This is a genomic window from Azospirillum brasilense (assembly GCF_008365405.1).
Lineage (GTDB): Bacteria > Pseudomonadota > Alphaproteobacteria > Azospirillales > Azospirillaceae > Azospirillum > Azospirillum brasilense_D.
The window spans coordinates 26,170-42,110 of the sequence record NZ_QOKV01000025.1 but is presented as its reverse complement, the minus strand read 5'-3'; the positions used below and the strand labels follow the sequence as shown (position 1 = coordinate 42,110).

The window sequence follows — 15,941 nt, the reverse complement described above, 5'->3', positions numbered from 1 at the left end:
GAGCAACAGCGTGAGGACATGGCTCCGCTGTCAGCCGGCCCCCTTTTCAGCCGGCCCCCTTTTCAGCCGGCCCCCTTTTCAGCCGGTCCCCTTTTCAGCCGGGTTCCGACTCCCCCGCCGTGGACAGCAGGCGGGCCACGGCCTTGCGCAGTTCCTCGTTCAGGAAGGGTTTGTAGAGCACGGCGTCCGCCGCGAACATCTCGGCCATCTTCAGGGCATAGCCCGCGGGCAGGTTGGGCGCCCCGCCGGACATGGCGAGCACCTTTCCGCCGGGGTTGCGGGTGCGCGCGGCCTTGATGACCTCCACCCCGTCGGCCTCGGGCATCAGCACGTCCGTGACGATCAGGTCGAAGATCGCCCCGCCGTCCAGCAGGGCGATGGCGACGCGGCCGTTTTCCGCCTCCACGACATCGTGGCCGGCCTGTTCGATCACTTCGGTGACCGCCAGCCGCACGGCGGCCGAATCCTCAACGACCAGCACCTTCGCCATGAACCAGCATCCCATGTGTCGTTTGGCCCGGTCCGCCGGTCGGGGCGGTGGGCAGGTCGATGATGAAGGACGTTCCGCGTCCGGGAGTGCTTTCGACCAGAATGTCGCCGCCCCCGTTCCTAACGATACCATATACCACCGAAAGCCCAAGCCCCGTCCCTTTCCCGACCGGTTTGGTGGTGAAGAAGGGGTCGAACACGCGCTGGCGCGTCGCCTCGTCCATCCCGGTCCCGGTGTCGGCGACGGTCAGCCGCACGTAGTCGCCTTCGCCGAGCTGGCGACGGGACGCCTCCCGTTCCCTCAGGCTCAGGGAATGGGCGCCGATCGTCAGGGTGCCACCCTGCGGCATGGCATCGCGGGCGTTCTGGATCAGGTTGAGAAGGATCTGGGTCAGTTCGGTCGCGGTGATCGTCACCGCCTTCAGGCCGGGCTCCAGCCGCGTGCGTGCCTCGACGGACACCGGCATCGAGGGGGCGGCGAGTTCCAGGGCGGAATGCACGGCCTCCTCCAGGTTGCCCGGCGGCGACTCGGCCACCTCGACGCGGGCGAACTGGAGGACGTCGCGCATGATTGTGCGTGCTTTCACCCCGCTGTCGTGGATGGCGTTCAGATAGGCGTGGAGCTTGCGGTCCTCTCCGACCCGGCCGCGGGCCAACTCGGACAAGCTGATGACCGGTTGCAACAGGTTGTTGATCTCGTGGGCAAGGCCTCCGACGAGGCTGCCGAGCGCCGCCATGGTCTGCTTCTGCCGCGCCGCTTCCGCGGACTGGCGCCGCGCGCTGATGTCGCTGGTGGTGCCGCGGTAGCCGAGAAAGGTGCCGTTGCCGTCATAGCGCGGCGTGCCGCTGACCATCACCCAGCGCGCGCTTCCCCCCGGCGAGGCCAGCGGGAAAGACAGGCGGCGGAAGGGCTCCCTTCGGTGCAAGGCCTCGGCCAGGGCGGGGAAATCCTCTTCCGGACGGTTGCGGTCCAGAAGATCCGCGTGGGTGAAGCCCAGGAGCTCCGCCCCGCCGCGCCCGGTGGATTCCTGTGCCCGCGGCGACAGGGCGGTGAAGCGCCCGCGCTCGTCGGTTTCCCAGAACCAGTCGTTGGAGCATTCCAGAAGCGCCCGCCAACGCGCCTCGCTCTCGCGCAACTCGGCGGTGCGGGTGGCGATCAGCGATTCGAGCCCGCTCAGATGATCGCGCAGGGCCTCCTCGCTGCGGCGCATCCGGTAGAAGGCGAGGTCGTAGGGGTTTTGCAGCGCGGTGACGATGATCGCCCGGTACAGCAAATAGAAGGACAGGATCTTGATGAAATGACCCAGCGCGTTCATCGCCCCGTGGGGGTCGGTGTAGAGCGTGAAGATCAGCTCCTGCGGGGCCAGCAGAGCAATGCCGGCGAAGGTCAGGCCGAACACCCTGGGCTCGAACTGCCGACGCTTGCGGCCCAGCAGCAGGCAGGCGACGACCGCCGCGGCGCTGAACGTGTATTCGGCGCCCACCTTGAAGGAGGTCAGCCCAACGCCCGGAACAAAGCTGTCCGGCATGATTGCGAAGGTGAAGATCGACAGCAGCGCGCAGGCCACGGCCGCGGCCTGGATCAGCAGCACGTCGCCCGCGCGCAGCCGCCTCTCGATCAGCAACGGCGCGGCCAGGAAAACCATGGCCTGAAGGCCGCGGGCGGCGATCCAGAGCTGGGTGGACTGATTGGAATTGGCCTCGCCGATGACGTTCATGCCGGGAAAGGCAATGGCGTGCAGCAGGTCCAGCAACGCGATGCCGGGCATGGACAGGCCGACGAAGGCGAGGAAGGGCGATTGGTTGGTGTCGCGCGTGTTCCAGGCGATCGTGAAGATCGTCATGGAGATGGCGACGGCGAACAGCTCAGCACAGAGGTGGAACAGCAGGTAGTTGTAGAGCATCACCGTGCCCAGAACCGCCATGAGGAACAGAAGGGCGGCAAGGCCGGACAGGAAGGGACGGTCCCGGAGCCAGCGGGCGAGGGTCGGTCTGATGGCGGACGGCTGGATCCCGCTCATGAACGGTCGGCTCCGCGGTGGACGGGAGGGGCGGCCTAGGGGGCCCGGTCAGCCGACCGTGGCTATGCCGCTGGACCGATCAACACACCAAATCCCGTCGCGGAGCAAGCCGGACGTTGCGTCGTTCAATCGGACGCGGCAATTCCTCACAGACGAGGAGCGAAGACCGTCCTGTTGTCGGCATACGCGCGGTTCAGCGGAATGCCGCCGGGGGCTCAGCCTTCCTTGGCGGGCTGGGCCGGAGGCAGGTCGAAGGGCGTGCTGACGAAGGGATCGCCGCGGCCATGGCCGGCGCGGTCGTGACCTTTCTCGGTCGCCGCCTTGCGGTAATAGCCGACGATGAACACACGGACCGCGTTGGCGAGCGACACGGCAACCCCGCGCGACCGCCGGGACTGCGAATCGAGGCGATCCTTGAGGTCGCTGCACAGCTCGTCCACGGTCAGGTCTTCCCGGTGGCAGATGTCGTCCAACGCTTCCCAATAGGAGGGTTCCAGACGAAGCTGCGTCGGACGCCCGAACAGCTTGACGGTGCGCGCCACCAGCGGGATGGCGCTCAGCGGCGATGGAGCGTTGGACGCCTGCGAATCCTGACCCGACATAGCCCTGTATTCCTTGAATGTCAGCCGTGTTTGAAACCACGAGCCAATATAGCGCGATTGAAAAAATTTGCGACGATAAAACTCCTCAGACGTGCAGGGCAGCCTTACGGCACGTCACCCGACTCTCCCGCCATGTCCTTCAGCATGTACAGATTGGTGACGACGATAAAACCTTTGTTATAGGTAATAGCCTCGGAGTTGCGCAGTGCACGCAGACTTTTGTTCACCATCTCCCGGGTGACACCCAGCATTGCCGCCAGGGCTTCTTGTGACACGGGCTGGTTGATCCGCAAGCCGGCGGGCGTCTTCTGCCCATAAGTATCGCAGAGCAACAGGATACGCCGGGCCAGCCGGCGCGGCACGTCGTGAAAGACCGCATCCTCGATGTTCTCCGACACCCAGCGCAACCGTTCGCACAGCACGCCCATCATCCGGATGCATAGGGAGGGGTGCCGTTCCAGGAAGGAGATGAATTCCGGACGGTCGATGCGGAACAGTTCCGCCGGGCGCAGCGCGGTCGCCCCGGCGGTGCGGTCCTTCCCGTCGATCAGCGCGATCTCCCCCAGCACGTCGCCGGGGTTCAGGATGTTGAGCAGCATCGTCTTGCCGTCCTCGGACGAGGTCGAGACGGCGATCTGCCCCTTCATGATGGCGTACAGGCAATCACCGGGATCGCCCTTGCTGAAGACGGTCTGGTTTTCGCTGAACCGCGACACCCGGCCCAGCGCGACCAGCTCCTGCATCCGGGCGTCGTCGAGAACCCCCAACATTCGGTTGCGCCGCAGGATGCCGGCGACGTCCTTCAGTAAGGCCATGGCGTTCGCGATCCCGGTTGAGTGCCGTCGGACCGTTGATGGCACCCGGCGGACGATCAGTCCAGCGGATTCGCCGCCTGGAGAGGCGCGCCGTCGCGCAGGGCGCGGTCCCACAGGACGGTGTGCTCGAAATGGAACCGCGCCTCGGGCGCCCGCCCGCCGCCCGCGGCCCAGCGGCGCATGGTCTGGAGCAGGTCCAGCGCGTCCTCCCGCTTCTGGTCGATCCGTCCGTTGGGCAGCCAATGGCGGAAATCGGCGAGTTCCTCCTCCGGCAGCCCCTCGGCGGCGGCGAGGCGGAGCACCCGGCCATAGCCGCGCTCCCGATAGGGCAGGGCCTTGGCGATGGCCTCCAGCCGCCGCGCCGTGGCGGCGGGGACGATGCCCTCCTGCGCGGCGTCGGCCAGGGTGCGGCGGATGTTCACCATGGCTTCGGACAGGCCGGGGTAACCGAGTTCCGCCGGGCCGTGGATCACCGCCACCTCGTCATCGTCCTCCAGCCGCCCGTCGCGGAAGGCTTCGAAGACCGCGCCGACGCCGATCATGCCGAAGGGATGCAACTCCGCGGCGCGCAGGGCGCCCATGCTGGAGGACCCGAACACCGCCACCCCCTGGTGGATGGCGTGCAGGATCTCCTTGTGCCAGACGGACGGGATGTTCTCGAAATAGCCGTCCACGATGCCGATCGCCCGCGGCCTGCGCTCGCACAGCCGGATGACGTCGCCCTGGGCGACCGGCGGCAGATAGGTGGCGTCCAAAATCCGGGACGCGCCGGCGCGGGGCAGGGTGGGGCCGAGGAAGACGTAAAGGCCGTCCGGCGTCTGCATGGGATTCTCCGCCTTCGCACTCACGACACTATGCCCGATCCCAGACGCCGGCCGCGGCGCGCGCCCTTGCGCCCATCGCGTAGTCCGGGGAGGAGTCCAGCCCCTCCAGGCCGGGAATGACCAGACGGACCACGGCGATGCCGAACTCCGGCTTGGTCAGGTCCACCGCCACGGCCTCTTCGATGCCGGCGGCGCGCAGCCGGGCGAGCTGGCAGGCCAGATCCTCCTCGACGGTGCGCCCGGCGAGGCTGGGGATGGTAGCGAAGTCACGGCGCCCGGTGTCCTCGGTGATCAGCGCCGTCCAGCGCGCGTGCTGCGCCGGGTCGAGGTGGCGTTCGTATTCGGAGCGGGGCATGTCGTCGCGCGCCCCGGCGATGAAGGTCAGCCGGCTCTGCGCCGCTTCGGTCAGGGCGCGGGACAGAGCGACCTCCCGCGCGGCGTGGCAGCCCATGCCCATGGCCGGACGGATGCTGTGCTGCGGCGCGTCCTCCCGCGTCGCGATGCGGCAGAGGATGGCCGGCAGGCCGATGTCGCTGGTGATGTCCCACAGGCCGACCGCGACTCCCGCGTCGTCGAAGCGGTCGAGCAGCGAGCGGCAGACCGGGTCGGCGACGCTGTCCGGATCGATGCGGGTCGCGGCCTGGGCCTCCGGAGAGGCGAGGCGCCACAGGGTGGCGGCGTCGCGCTCGACCAGTTCGGTCATGGCGTGCGCGGTCGCCTCGGCGAGGCTGTTGCCCGAGGCCAGCCCGTTCGACCCGGCGAGGAAGCAGCCGGACCCCGGCGGCATCGGCAGCGTGAAGTTCAGATGCACCGTCTCGAACGGCACCCACCTCCGTCCGCCGCTCAGAAGGTCGTCGCCCTCGATCCACAGCATCGGGGTGTGGGGGGTGAAGGCGCTGGTCGACAGCCGCGGCAGGCGGGCGACATCGACCACCCGATGGGTCCAGCGCAGCTCGTCGTAGCTGGCGAATTTCAGGGGCAGGGTGATGCGTTCGGCGTGGTAGCTCTCGATCGACTCCATGACACCCGACGCCTTGGCGGCGGCCAGCGTCACGCCCTTGCCCTGGGCGACGGAGATGGAGCGGGAATTCGGCCGGGTCACCATCACGACCGGGATGCCCACGCTGTCCAGCCCCGTGACGTTCGCCACCCGCGTGATGCCCATGACGGGAAGGAAGGGGGTGACGCGGGCCAGAGTCTGGTCCGGCGTGGCGATCCGGTGGGTTCCGGTGGTGTGGACCTTGAGCGGCTGGTCGGACATGGCCGGGTCCCGGGCGATGCCGCGGACGAAATCGAGGGGCATGGAAGAGGGTCTCCGCCGTAGGATGCCGACTTGGTATGCCCGTGGTTGAGCCGGACGGAAAACCGGCGAAGGACGAAGGGGCGGGCGGGGACCGTGGCAGGCCGGTCAGGGAAAACGCCGGCCGCCACGGCCCGAAGAACAGGCCCGAGCAGTGGGCCCTGCAGGTTCGCCCCGCCGATCAGAGGCCCGGGGTGATCGCGTGGCGGGCGGCCTCGTGGTCGTCGCTGTTGAAGGCGCGGCGGTCGCCGATGCGGGCGGCGGCGGTCAGCGCGGTGGTCTGCTCGGCAACCTCGGTCACGCCCTGGGCGGTCACGGCGAAGAGACGGCCGTCGGCACCACGGATGAGGGCGGTCTGGTCGATGATGGCGGTCATGGGAACAGCTCCTGGGCGTGGGTTTCGAAAAACCGCGAATACTGCGGTATGTCGAAACCTTGGCTGGAATGCCCCGTCCGGACTGTGAAGAACTTCACATGCCGGACGCCCCGTGCCCGGGTAAAAATCGCTTACACACGCACACGCGTATGTTTAGTCCCGGAAAAATTCCGGTGGCCCGGGAAAAATTCGCCAAGCCGAGAACCGGCCAGCCGAGACAGGAGCGTACCGATGAAGTTGGACCGCCGCATTCCCCGCAGCCTCGACGAGATGGCCGACCTCAGCTCGCTCACGGCTCCGCCCGCCGTGGTGACTCGCTCGCTGACCATCGGGGGGCGCCGCGCCAGCCTGCGGCTGGAGGCGACGATCTGGGACGGGCTGAAGGACATCGCCAAGTCCCAGGGCAAGTCGCTGGAGGCGCTGTGCGCCGACATCCACGACGGCCGGACGGAGGGAATCCCCTTCGCCACCAGCGTCCGGGTCTATGTGCTGGACCATTTCCGCCGCACCGCCGCGGGCAGCACCACGCTGGTCGCCTGACGCTCCGGCGGAGCGTTCACCGGTTCAGGTCGGACGCGGCGAGGCAGCGGCGGAAGGCCCGGCAGCGGTCGGCGAGCGGCAACATGGACAGCTGGCGGCTCATTGTCTCGGCAGCCGCCAGATGTTCCATGGCTTCGCGGTGCTGGCCGGTGGCGGTGAAGGCCTGGGCCAGCGCGAAGTGCGACCAACCCTGCTCGGACAGTTGTCCGGCGTCCGTCGCGATGCCCAGCGCGTTGGCGGCGCAGCCGATCGCGGTGTCGTGCTGTGCCGTTTCCAGAGCCAGATCGGACATCCAGTTCAAAATCCGCGGCCTGGGCAGCGAGTGGTTCAGGATGTGCGCCTGCTCCAGGCTGGCGTTCAGCAGCCGTGCACCCTCCGCGGCACCGCCGGTGCGGGCGATGGCGTAGCCCAGCGCGCCCAGCGTGATCGGCTGGAAGATGTGCAGGCGCGTCGCCTCGGTGATCGTTACGGCGTCCTTCAGCAGAGGCAGGGCCTCGGCGAAGCGCTCGCCGATGATGTGGACCAGCGCCAGATGCACCTTCACCGAAGACACGGAGAAGGCGTGCCCGACCTCTTCCGCGATGTCGAGCGCGTGGTGCATCACCCGGACGGCCTCGTCGTCGCGCCCCAGTTCGGCGAGGCAGCGGCCCTGGTAGGCGGCGGTGATGGCGACCGCCACCGCGGTCAGGCCGAAGCGCGCGCGGGGGGCATGGGCCAGCGCCAGGGTGCGTGCCTGCTCCAGCTTCTCCTGGGCTTCCGGGAAATGCCCCTTGTCCACCAGCATGCCGCCCAGCCGCATCAGCCCCTGGATGCGCAGTTCCATCGTCCCCTGGTTGCCCAGATGGTCGAGCGCGCTGCGGCTGAGCGCGATGGCGCCGTCGAGCACGCCGTAGACCCACTGGAAGGACGCCTTGAGCGAGGTCGCGCGGGCGTAGCGGATGCGGTCGTCGATGCCCAACGCCATGTCCCGCGCCTCCTCCAGCGGGTCGCCGGCCAGCTGGCGCCCCTGCGGCAGCAGGACAAGGGGAATACCGACCCACAGGTCGATCCGCCGCTGGGTGTTGCGGCGGGTGTCGGGCATGTGGTCCAGAGCCTTCAACGCTTGCTCGTAGAAGCGTCCGGCGTCGAAATGCTTGCAGCGCATCTCCGCCCGTCGCCCGGCCCGGCGGCCATAGGCGCAGGCGAGCGGCCAATCCTCGGCGTAGAAGGCGTGATGGGCGATCAGCTCCGCCCGGTTCGGCAGGTTGCGGTCGGACCGCCGCCGCAGGGCATGCAAAACGCGCCCGTGCAGCGGCTGGCGCTCCCGCTTGGTCAGGGTGGCGTAGGCGACCTCCTGGACCAGCGCATGGCGGAAGGTCAGCTCCAGGTTCGGCAGCAGGCGGGAGCGCGCGAAAAAGCCGCTCTGTTCCAGCCGGGACAGAGCCGAAGGCAGTTCGGCGGCGGGGATGGGAGACACCGCGCGCAGCAGGCCCAGATCGACCGAGGTGCCGATCACCGCCGCGTGCATCAGCACCCGCCGCGGGCCGGGCTCCAGCGCGTCGATCCGCGAGGCCAGCAAGCCGTGCACCGTGGCCGGCAGGGCCATCCTGGCGTCCGCCTTGCCCAGGCTGTAGCGGCCCGGACTGCCGACGATGGCCCCGGTCGTCTCCAGCGTGCGCAGCGATTCCTCCAGATAGAGCGGCACGCCCTGGCTTTGCGCCGCGACGCGCGCCTTCAGGTCGGCCAGCGACGGGCTGTGGCCCAGCCAGTGGTCCAGGAACTCGTCGGCCTGCAGCGGCTCCAGCGGTTCGAGCGCGAGGGCGTGGACGGAGTCCGGCGCGGTCCAACCGCCCGGCGTGTCCGGCCGTGAGGTGACCAGGACGAAGACCCGGGAGTCCTCCACCCCCTCGGACAAGGCATCCAACAGGCGGTTGGTCAGCCCGCGCGTCCAATGCGCGTCCTCGACGAGGATCAGCAGCGGGCGCTCCACCGACAGCTCGCGGATCGCCGCGACCAGGCCCTCGACGCTGAAATCGGCCTTCTGGGCGGGGTCGAGCCCTTGCCACAGCGGATGGACGGAAGGCTGGCCGAGCAGTTCCCGCATCGCCTCGCCGGCCAACTCGCCACCGTTGCGCGCCGCGGCGGCGGTCAGGCGCGCCACCGCCAAGCCATCCAGTACGGGGCCATCCATCGCCGGGCCATCCACGGCCCCACAGACCGACAGGGCGAGGGACCGGGCCGCCGCCTCCAGGTCGTCGGGGTCGCCCAGGCGGCGGATCGGGAATTGCGGCCAGATGGCGATGGTGAAGGCCGCCGCCTCCGGACGGCGCATCAGCTCTCCGGTCAGCCGGGATTTGCCGATGCCGGCCTCTCCGATCAGGATGGCGCAGGCACCGCGTCCCCGCTCGGCCTGCCGCATCGCGCCAGTCAGCACCGCCAGTTCGGGTTGCCGCCCCACGAACAGGGTGCCTTCGGCGGACAGCAGGTCCATCGCCGTGCGCCGCATCGCCCGCGCCGCCTCCAGGGCAAAGGCGGTCACCGGCTCCGCCGTGGCGGACAGGCGCAGCGTTCCCGCCGGGCGAACGGTCAGGCCCTTCGGCACGAGGTCCAACGTCTCGCGGCTCAGCAGCACGCTGTTGGGTTGCGCCCGTTGCTGCAGCTTGGCGGCGATATGCACGGTTTCGCCCACCGTGCGGTAGTCGGTCCAGACGCCGGTCTCGATGATCTGGGCGACCACCTCGCCGGAGCTGATGCCGATCCGCATCTTGAACTCGTCCGAATCGATGGCCGAGCGGGCGATGTCCTGCGCGGCGAGGCAGGCGCGCAGCGCGTGGTCCTCCTGAGCGGAGGGGGCGCCGAACACCGCCATGATGCCGTCGCCCAGAACCTGGGCCACCGTGCCGCCATAGCGTTCCACCGCATCGGTCAGGATTTGCAGGATGGTGAGAAGGGTCTGGTCGGCCTCCTCCGGGTCGCGGCCCGACACCATGCTGGAGGATTCGACGATGTCGGCGAACAGCACGCTCACGACCTTGCGTTCCGCGCTGTTGCGCCGGGCCGGTCCGCCGTCCGGTGCGTCGGCGGCGGGCATGGGTCGGCACGACGCCTCCTGAGGCGCCTCCTGAGGCGCCCCCCGAGGTGACGGCGTGGGCATCGATTGCGATTCGCCCAAGTCCATGTCCGTTCCGGCCATCGAAGCCCCCCTGCGGAGCGTCATCGGCATGTTAGAGGAAACAATTTCGAATGCGCAGACATTCAAAACAAGAGATGGATAATTTCACTCCGACAGACTCAGCCTAACATATGTTGGTATGTTTCCTCGTGCAATCGGCAAGCGGCGGCGTGTCCCGGCCTGCATTCCTGCCGTGCCTGCCCTGGGTCGCCGCAGGGGTTGAGGCGGTTGTGAAAAATAAGGCTTGCCTTGGCCGTCGCCGGGGCGTATACGGGCGCTCCTCCGCTGGAGCGGCGCGGGCGTAGCTCAGGGGTAGAGCACAACCTTGCCAAGGTTGGGGTCGAGGGTTCGAATCCCTTCGCCCGCTCCATTTTCAGCGCGGATGGTACGAAAAAGGGCGGCCTCGGGCCGCCCTTTTCGCGTTTCGGAGTTTGCGGCCGGGCCGGTGGGTGGCGGGCCTTTCGGCCCGCCGTGCCGTGTTCCGGCCGCGCCGGGGTTGTTACCAGAGCACTCGCGACAGCTCGTAGAACACCGCGCCGACGATGGCGGTCGCCGGCAGGGTGATGACCCAGGCCATGACGATGCCCTGCGCCAGCCCCCAGCGCACCGCGCTGGTGCGGCGGGCGGCGCCGACGCCGATGATCGCGCCGGTGATGGTGTGGGTCGTGCTGACCGGCACGCCGAGCCACGTCGCGACGAACAGGGTGATCGCCCCGCCCGTCTCTGCGCAGGAGCCCTGGACCGGCTTCAGGTCGGTCAGCTTGGACCCCATGGTCTTGACGATGCGCCAGCCGCCGAACAGCGTGCCCAGCCCCATCGCGGCCTGGCAGGTGATGACCACCCAGAAGGGCACGTAGAAGGTCGGCCCCAGCATGCCCTGCGAATAGAGTAGGACGGCGATGATGCCCATGGTCTTCTGCGCGTCGTTGCCGCCGTGTCCCAGGCTGTAGAGAGCGGCGGAGCCGATCTGCAGGTGACGGAACAGCCGGTCGACCGCGAAGGGGGTGGTGCGCCGGAACAGCCAGGACACCGTCACGATCATCACGCTGGCCAGCAGGAAGCCGACCACCGGCGAGACGACGATGGCCGCGGCGGTCTTGGCCAGACCGGACACCACCACGGCGTCCAGCCCCGCTTTCGCCACGCCGGCCCCGACGAGGCCGCCGATCAGCGCGTGGGAGGAACTGGACGGGATGCCCAGCCACCAGGTGAAGACGTTCCAGACGATGGCGCCCATCAGCGCGCCGAAGATGACGTGCGGGTCCACCACCCCCGCCCCGACGATGCCGGTGCCGATGGTGGTCGCCACATGCAGCCCGAAGAACAGGAAGGCGATGAAGTTGAAGAAGGCGGCCATGGCGACGGCGGTCCGCGGCGACAGCACGCGGGTGGAGACGACCGTTGCGATGGAGTTGGCCGCGTCGTGCAGCCCGTTGAGGAAATCGAAGAGGAGGGCGACGCCGATCAGCCCGATGAGGATGGGCAGGGCGAGGGTAGCGGCTTCCATGGGATCAGACCTGTTCGACGATGATGCCGTCGATGGTGTCGGCCACGTCCTCGCAGGCATCGAGCACGCGTTCCAGCAGCTCGATGATCTCGCGTTGAAGGGCGTGGCGATGGGTGATGGGGGCGTCGAGCCCGCCGCTCTCGTCGCGCAGCCGGTGCTTGGCCTCGCGCAGGAGCCGGTCGCCTTCGCTCTCGATCCGCGACACCTCGGCGGTCATCGCGTGGAGTTGCTCGACGTGTTTGGGAATGTCGCGGAGCAGGGGAATGCCCGCGCTCAGCCGGGCGGTGCAGCGCACGATGGCGTCGGCCTGGGCGTGCATTTCCGGCGTGTAGTCGGTGAAGCCCGCCTCCACGAGGTGACGCGCGGTCTCCTCGATGAGGTTGAGCACGTCGTCCATCCGCTTGCCGAGTTCCTGGATGTCCGAACGGTCGAAGGGCACGATGAAGCTGCGGTGGACGGCGAGCTGGATCTCCTTCTCGATGGCGTCGGCCTCGCTCTCGACCCGGCGGATGGTCTGGAACCGCTCCTCCAGGTCCTGGCCGCTGGCCATCATCGCCCGCAGCGCTTCGGCGCCCGTGGCGACGGTCCGGGCATGGTCGGCGAACAGGTCGAAAAACCGTTCTTCGCGCGGCATCAGGGCCCGGAACAAATTCAGCATGCGTGGTTCTCCAACTTACGCCGGCCTGCACCGCTGGGGACCCCGCACGGACGCGCGCGAGCCTCAGCGTCGCGGCTGGTGTAACATCCCCGGCGCTTGTGGGGAGTCACAAAAGTGTCATGCCGGGCTGGCTTGCGGCGAGATTTCACGGGGGTGCCCGGCAGAAAGACCGGTGATTTGCCGCGGCGGGCCGCTTATCCTGCCGCCGACGGATCGGCAGCGGGGAGGCGGGTGGCGCGTGGCAGGGGAAACGCAGATTGGCCTGACGGCGGCCATCGTTTCGGTGGGCGTGTCCTCGGCGAACGGCGCCGAGCCGCGCGTGGTGACCGTGCGCAGCGGCTTCGAGATCCCCGAATCGCACCGCCGCGGTGACGAGCCGCCGCCCCACCGCGACGCCTTGCCGGGCGCCCCCTTCGATCCCGAACGCTTCCGCACCCTTCAGGACGGCCTGCGCGCGGTGGCGGAGGACGCGGCCGGGCTGACCCTGCGCTATGTCGAGCAGCTCTACAGCTTCGGCGACCGTTACCGCGACCCGCACGAGCTGTTCGGCGGTCCGCGCTCGCTGGTGGTCGGCTATCTGGCGCTGCTGCGCGAGGCGCCGCTGCGCATCGACGGCGCGGAATGGCGCGGTCTGTACGAGTTCTTCCCATGGGAGGACTGGCGCGATTCGCCGCCGGCGCTGCTCGATTCGGTGATCCGCCCGGCGCTGGCCCGCTGGATCGCCGCGGCGCCGGATGAGCCCGCCCGCGCCCGCCGCGGCGAGCGCGCCCGCATGGCCTTCGCCCTGGACGGCGGAGACTGGGATTCCGAACGGGTGCTGGAACGCTACGAGCTGCTCTACGAGGCCGGGCTGGTGGTGGAGGCGTTTCGCGACCACGACCTCGCCCGCCGGGCGGGTGTGGAGGAGCGGACGGTGCGGCTGGAGATGCCGCGCGCGCTGGGCCGCCCGATGGCCCGCGACGGCCGCCGCGTCCTGGCGACGGCGCTGGAACGTCTGCGCGGCAAGCTGAAATACCGCCCCATCGTGTTCGAACTGCTGCCCCCGACCTTCACCCTCCACCAGCTTCAGCAGGTGGTGGAGGCGCTGTCCGGCGAGCGGCTGCACAAGCAGAATTTCCGGCGCCTGATGATCTCCGGCGGGCTGGTGGAGCCGACCGGCCAGTATGAGAGCCAGACCGGCGGGCGCCCCGCCGAACTCTACCGCTTCCGCCGCAGCGCTATCCTGGAACGCACGAGCACGGGCGCCATTGCCGCCCCGGAGGATTGACCATCGCCGATCTGGGGGTATCCTGCTGTCAAAGCCAAGGCCACCAAAGCCCAAGAAGGGGAGCGAACGCGCATGACCGACTTCGACAGCACCTGCGACCTCTACGACCGGTTCGAGAAGACCGCCCGCGTCGCCGACCCCGTCTTCCGCGACTTCGGTGGGCGTTGCAAATTCAGCGGCGCGGCGGTGACCGTGAAGTGCTTCGAGGACAATTCCCGCGTCAAGGAGACGCTGGGCACGCCTGGGCAGGGCAAGGTGCTGGTGGTGGATGGCGGCGGCGGCCTGCGCGCCGCCCTGATGGGCGACCTGATCGCCAAGGACGCGGTGAAGAACGGCTGGGAGGGCGTGGTCATCCACGGCTGCGTCCGCGACGCCGCCGTGCTCGCCACGCTGGACCTGGGCATCAAGGCGCTGGCGGCGATCCCGCGCAAGACCGTCCGCAACGGCGAGGGCCAGAAGGATCTGCCGGTGACCTTGGCCGGCATCCGCATCAATCCCGGCGATCTGGTCTTCGCCGACGAGGACGGCGTGCTGGTGCTGACGCCCGAGGAGTTCGGCGCGACCGCCTGACCCGGCCGATCGAAAGCCCTCTCCCGCCACGCGGGGGAGGGTTGGGTGGGGGTGCCAACGACGGCGCCCCCTCACACCTCAGCCCGCGACCTTCTCCCACCCCATCTTCTGGTACCGGTATTCCAGGATCGTCGGCGCCGCGCAGGCGTAGCCGACCCAGACACCCAAAGTCATCAGAACGCCGGTGGGCCACAACGGGATGGAGATGAGGATCAGTGCCGCATGAATCGCGGCGTGCAGCCATTCCGCCTTTTTCGCGAAATAGACCGGGCCGAGCAGAAAGGCCCAGAGGATCTCGCGGTTGGTCACCGCCTCCCGCTGGCCGTTCGTGGGATTCTCGAACACCATCCCGGACGGAACCGCCGCCATCCCTGCCTCCCCTTAGTTGTTTGTCGTTCTATTTGGGGAGGCAGTCTGGACGACGGCGGCCCGGCCTGTCGAGGCCGAAACAACCTTTTTCCGGATGGTGGAGCGGAGACCCGTCCGGCGGGCTCACATCGGCTCGTTTGCGGTTCAGGAGGCCTTGTGTGGGGAAACGTTGGGCAGCAGCGCGGCGAACAGGCCGAGCAGGGGAACGACCGAGCAGGCTTGGAAGACGAAGCCGATGCCCTTCCAATCGGCCAGGACGCCGAGCCCGGCGGCGGCCATGCCTCCGATGCCGAAGGCCAGCCCGAAGAACAGGCCGGAGACCATGCCGACCCGGCCGGGCATCAGCTCCTGCGCGTAGACGATGATGGCGGGGAAGGCCGAGGCCAGGGCCAGCCCGATCACCGCGCTGAGGGCGACCGTCGCCGTCAGCCCGACATGGGGCAGCAGAAGCGTGAAGGGCAGGATGCCGAGGATCGACACCCAGATGACCGTCTTGCGCCCGATCCGGTCGCCGACCGGCCCGCCGATGATCGTTCCCGTCGCCACCGCGGCCAGGAAGACGAACAGGCAGAGCTGAGCGGAGTCCGGCGCCATGGCGAAGCGCTCCATCAGGAAGAAGGTGTAGTAGCTGGTCAGGCAGGCCAGATAGACGTATTTGGACAGGATCAGCACCATCAGCACGGCCAGCGCCCGGTTCACCTGCCCGTGGGTCAGGCCGGGGTGACGGACCGCGGCGCCGCGGCGGACCGGGCGGGCGTGGTCGCTGCGCGCGTACCAGCGCCCGATGCCGGTCAGCAGCACCATGCCGCCCAAGGCGGCGAGGGCGAACCAGGACAGGCTTTCCTGCCCACGCGGCAGGATGATGTAGGCGGCCAGCAGCGGCCCCAGCGCCGAGCCGGCGTTGCCGCCCACCTGGAACAGCGACTGCGCCAGCCCGTGCGCCCCGCCGGAGGCCAGCCGGGCGATCCGCGACGCCTCGGGGTGGAAGACGGAGGAGCCGAAGCCCAGCAGGGTCGCCCCGACCAGCAGCGCCGCGTAGTTCGGCGCGAAGGCCAGCGTGACCAGTCCGACCAGCGACGCCCCCATGCCGATGGTCAGCGAGTAGGGGGCCGGCCGCCGGTCGGTGGCGAGCCCGATGATCGGCTGAAGCAGCGAGGCGGTGATCTGGTAGGTCAGGGTGAGCAGGCCGATCTGCGCGAAGCTGAGGTCGAACCCGCCCTTCAGGATCGGGTAGATCGCGGGCAGCAGGGACTGGATCAGGTCGTTCAGCAGATGGCAGACGCTGATCGTCCCCAGGACGGGCAGGGCCGTTCCCCCGGCCTTGGGCCGGGACAGGGTGGTATCGGTCACGAAAGGAAGCCTTTTTTGGCGCTTGGCCGGCGGGCGGGCGGCGCGTTGCTTGGTGTGGGGCAACAGCCTATGGTGAGCCGCGACGGCCTGCCACCGCGGTCA

At 68.9% G+C, this 15,941-nt stretch carries 15 protein-coding genes and 1 tRNA gene; 4 read left to right on the top strand and 12 right to left on the bottom strand.

Annotation, left to right across the window (positions count from 1 at the left end):
• Positions 1-94 precede the first annotated feature (94 nt).
• The 7 genes from DS837_RS27040 to DS837_RS27010 all read right to left on the bottom strand — a co-directional run bounded on the left by DS837_RS27040 (position 95) and on the right by DS837_RS27010 (position 6,427).
• The gene (locus DS837_RS27040) at positions 95-490 is read right to left on the bottom strand and encodes a response regulator (protein WP_247890155.1); all 396 of its coding nucleotides are present in this window, start codon (positions 488-490) and stop codon (positions 95-97) included.
• Positions 468-2,510: an MASE3 domain-containing protein gene (locus DS837_RS27035; protein WP_149167561.1), complete on the bottom strand. Its 2,043-nt coding sequence runs from the start codon at positions 2,508-2,510 to the stop codon at positions 468-470. The genes DS837_RS27040 and DS837_RS27035 overlap by 23 nt, the downstream gene beginning before the upstream one ends.
• Positions 2,511-2,725: 215 nt before the next feature.
• Positions 2,726-3,112, bottom strand: a complete 387-nt coding sequence (locus tag DS837_RS27030; protein ID WP_149167560.1) for a ribbon-helix-helix domain-containing protein — start codon at positions 3,110-3,112, stop codon at positions 2,726-2,728.
• Positions 3,113-3,216: 104 nt separating this feature from the next.
• Complete coding sequence (locus DS837_RS27025; protein WP_149167559.1) at positions 3,217-3,927, bottom strand: Crp/Fnr family transcriptional regulator; 711 nt, start codon at positions 3,925-3,927, stop codon at positions 3,217-3,219.
• A 56-nt stretch (positions 3,928-3,983) separates the two neighbouring features.
• Entirely contained in the window at positions 3,984-4,751 is a 768-nt protein-coding gene (locus tag DS837_RS27020) for a TfuA-like protein (RefSeq protein ID WP_149167558.1), read from the bottom strand.
• 28 nt (positions 4,752-4,779) lie between these two features.
• Positions 4,780-6,054: a YcaO-like family protein gene (locus DS837_RS27015; RefSeq protein WP_149167557.1), complete on the bottom strand. Its 1,275-nt coding sequence runs from the start codon at positions 6,052-6,054 to the stop codon at positions 4,780-4,782.
• Between the two features lie 178 nt (positions 6,055-6,232).
• Positions 6,233-6,427, bottom strand: a complete 195-nt coding sequence (locus DS837_RS27010) for a hypothetical protein (RefSeq protein ID WP_149167556.1) — start codon at positions 6,425-6,427, stop codon at positions 6,233-6,235.
• A 231-nt stretch (positions 6,428-6,658) separates the two neighbouring features.
• Between DS837_RS27010 and DS837_RS27005 the strand changes: the two genes are divergently transcribed.
• Positions 6,659-6,967 carry a ribbon-helix-helix domain-containing protein gene (locus DS837_RS27005; protein ID WP_149167555.1) on the top strand — a complete coding sequence of 103 codons (309 nt, stop codon included), beginning with the start codon at positions 6,659-6,661 and terminating at the stop codon, positions 6,965-6,967.
• Positions 6,968-6,983: 16 nt separating this feature from the next.
• Here DS837_RS27005 and DS837_RS27000 read toward each other — a convergent pair whose 3' ends face one another.
• Positions 6,984-10,037, bottom strand: a complete 3,054-nt coding sequence (locus DS837_RS27000) for an ATP-binding protein (protein ID WP_170295992.1) — start codon at positions 10,035-10,037, stop codon at positions 6,984-6,986.
• A 376-nt stretch (positions 10,038-10,413) separates the two neighbouring features.
• On the opposite strand from DS837_RS27000, the gene DS837_RS26995 reads away from it, so the two are divergent.
• Positions 10,414-10,488 (top strand) — tRNA-Gly (locus tag DS837_RS26995).
• A 129-nt stretch (positions 10,489-10,617) separates the two neighbouring features.
• Here DS837_RS26995 and DS837_RS26990 read toward each other — a convergent pair.
• Together DS837_RS26990 and DS837_RS26985 are read right to left on the bottom strand one after the other, a co-directional pair.
• A complete protein-coding gene (locus DS837_RS26990; RefSeq protein ID WP_149167553.1) occupies positions 10,618-11,625 on the bottom strand; it encodes an inorganic phosphate transporter in 1,008 nt (335 codons plus the stop codon).
• A gap of 4 nt (positions 11,626-11,629) precedes the next feature.
• Positions 11,630-12,283, bottom strand: coding sequence for a DUF47 domain-containing protein (locus DS837_RS26985; protein WP_149167552.1), 654 nt, complete (start codon positions 12,281-12,283; stop codon positions 11,630-11,632).
• A gap of 238 nt (positions 12,284-12,521) precedes the next feature.
• Here DS837_RS26985 and DS837_RS26980 point away from each other — a divergent pair, with 238 nt between their 5' ends.
• Both DS837_RS26980 and rraA read left to right on the top strand, forming a co-directional pair.
• Positions 12,522-13,550 carry an NUDIX hydrolase gene (locus DS837_RS26980; protein ID WP_149167551.1) on the top strand — a complete coding sequence of 343 codons (1,029 nt, stop codon included), beginning with the start codon at positions 12,522-12,524 and terminating at the stop codon, positions 13,548-13,550.
• A gap of 72 nt (positions 13,551-13,622) precedes the next feature.
• Positions 13,623-14,120, top strand: a complete 498-nt coding sequence (rraA, locus tag DS837_RS26975; RefSeq protein ID WP_149167550.1) for a ribonuclease E activity regulator RraA — start codon at positions 13,623-13,625, stop codon at positions 14,118-14,120.
• Between the two features lie 78 nt (positions 14,121-14,198).
• Here rraA and DS837_RS26970 read toward each other — a convergent pair whose 3' ends face one another.
• Entirely contained in the window at positions 14,199-14,489 is a 291-nt protein-coding gene (locus DS837_RS26970; protein WP_149167549.1) for a hypothetical protein, read from the bottom strand.
• Between the two features lie 144 nt (positions 14,490-14,633).
• Positions 14,634-15,839 (bottom strand): MFS transporter, encoded by a 1,206-nt coding sequence (locus tag DS837_RS26965; protein WP_149167548.1) that lies wholly within the window; start codon positions 15,837-15,839, stop codon positions 14,634-14,636.
• Between the last annotated feature and the right edge of the window lie 102 nt (positions 15,840-15,941).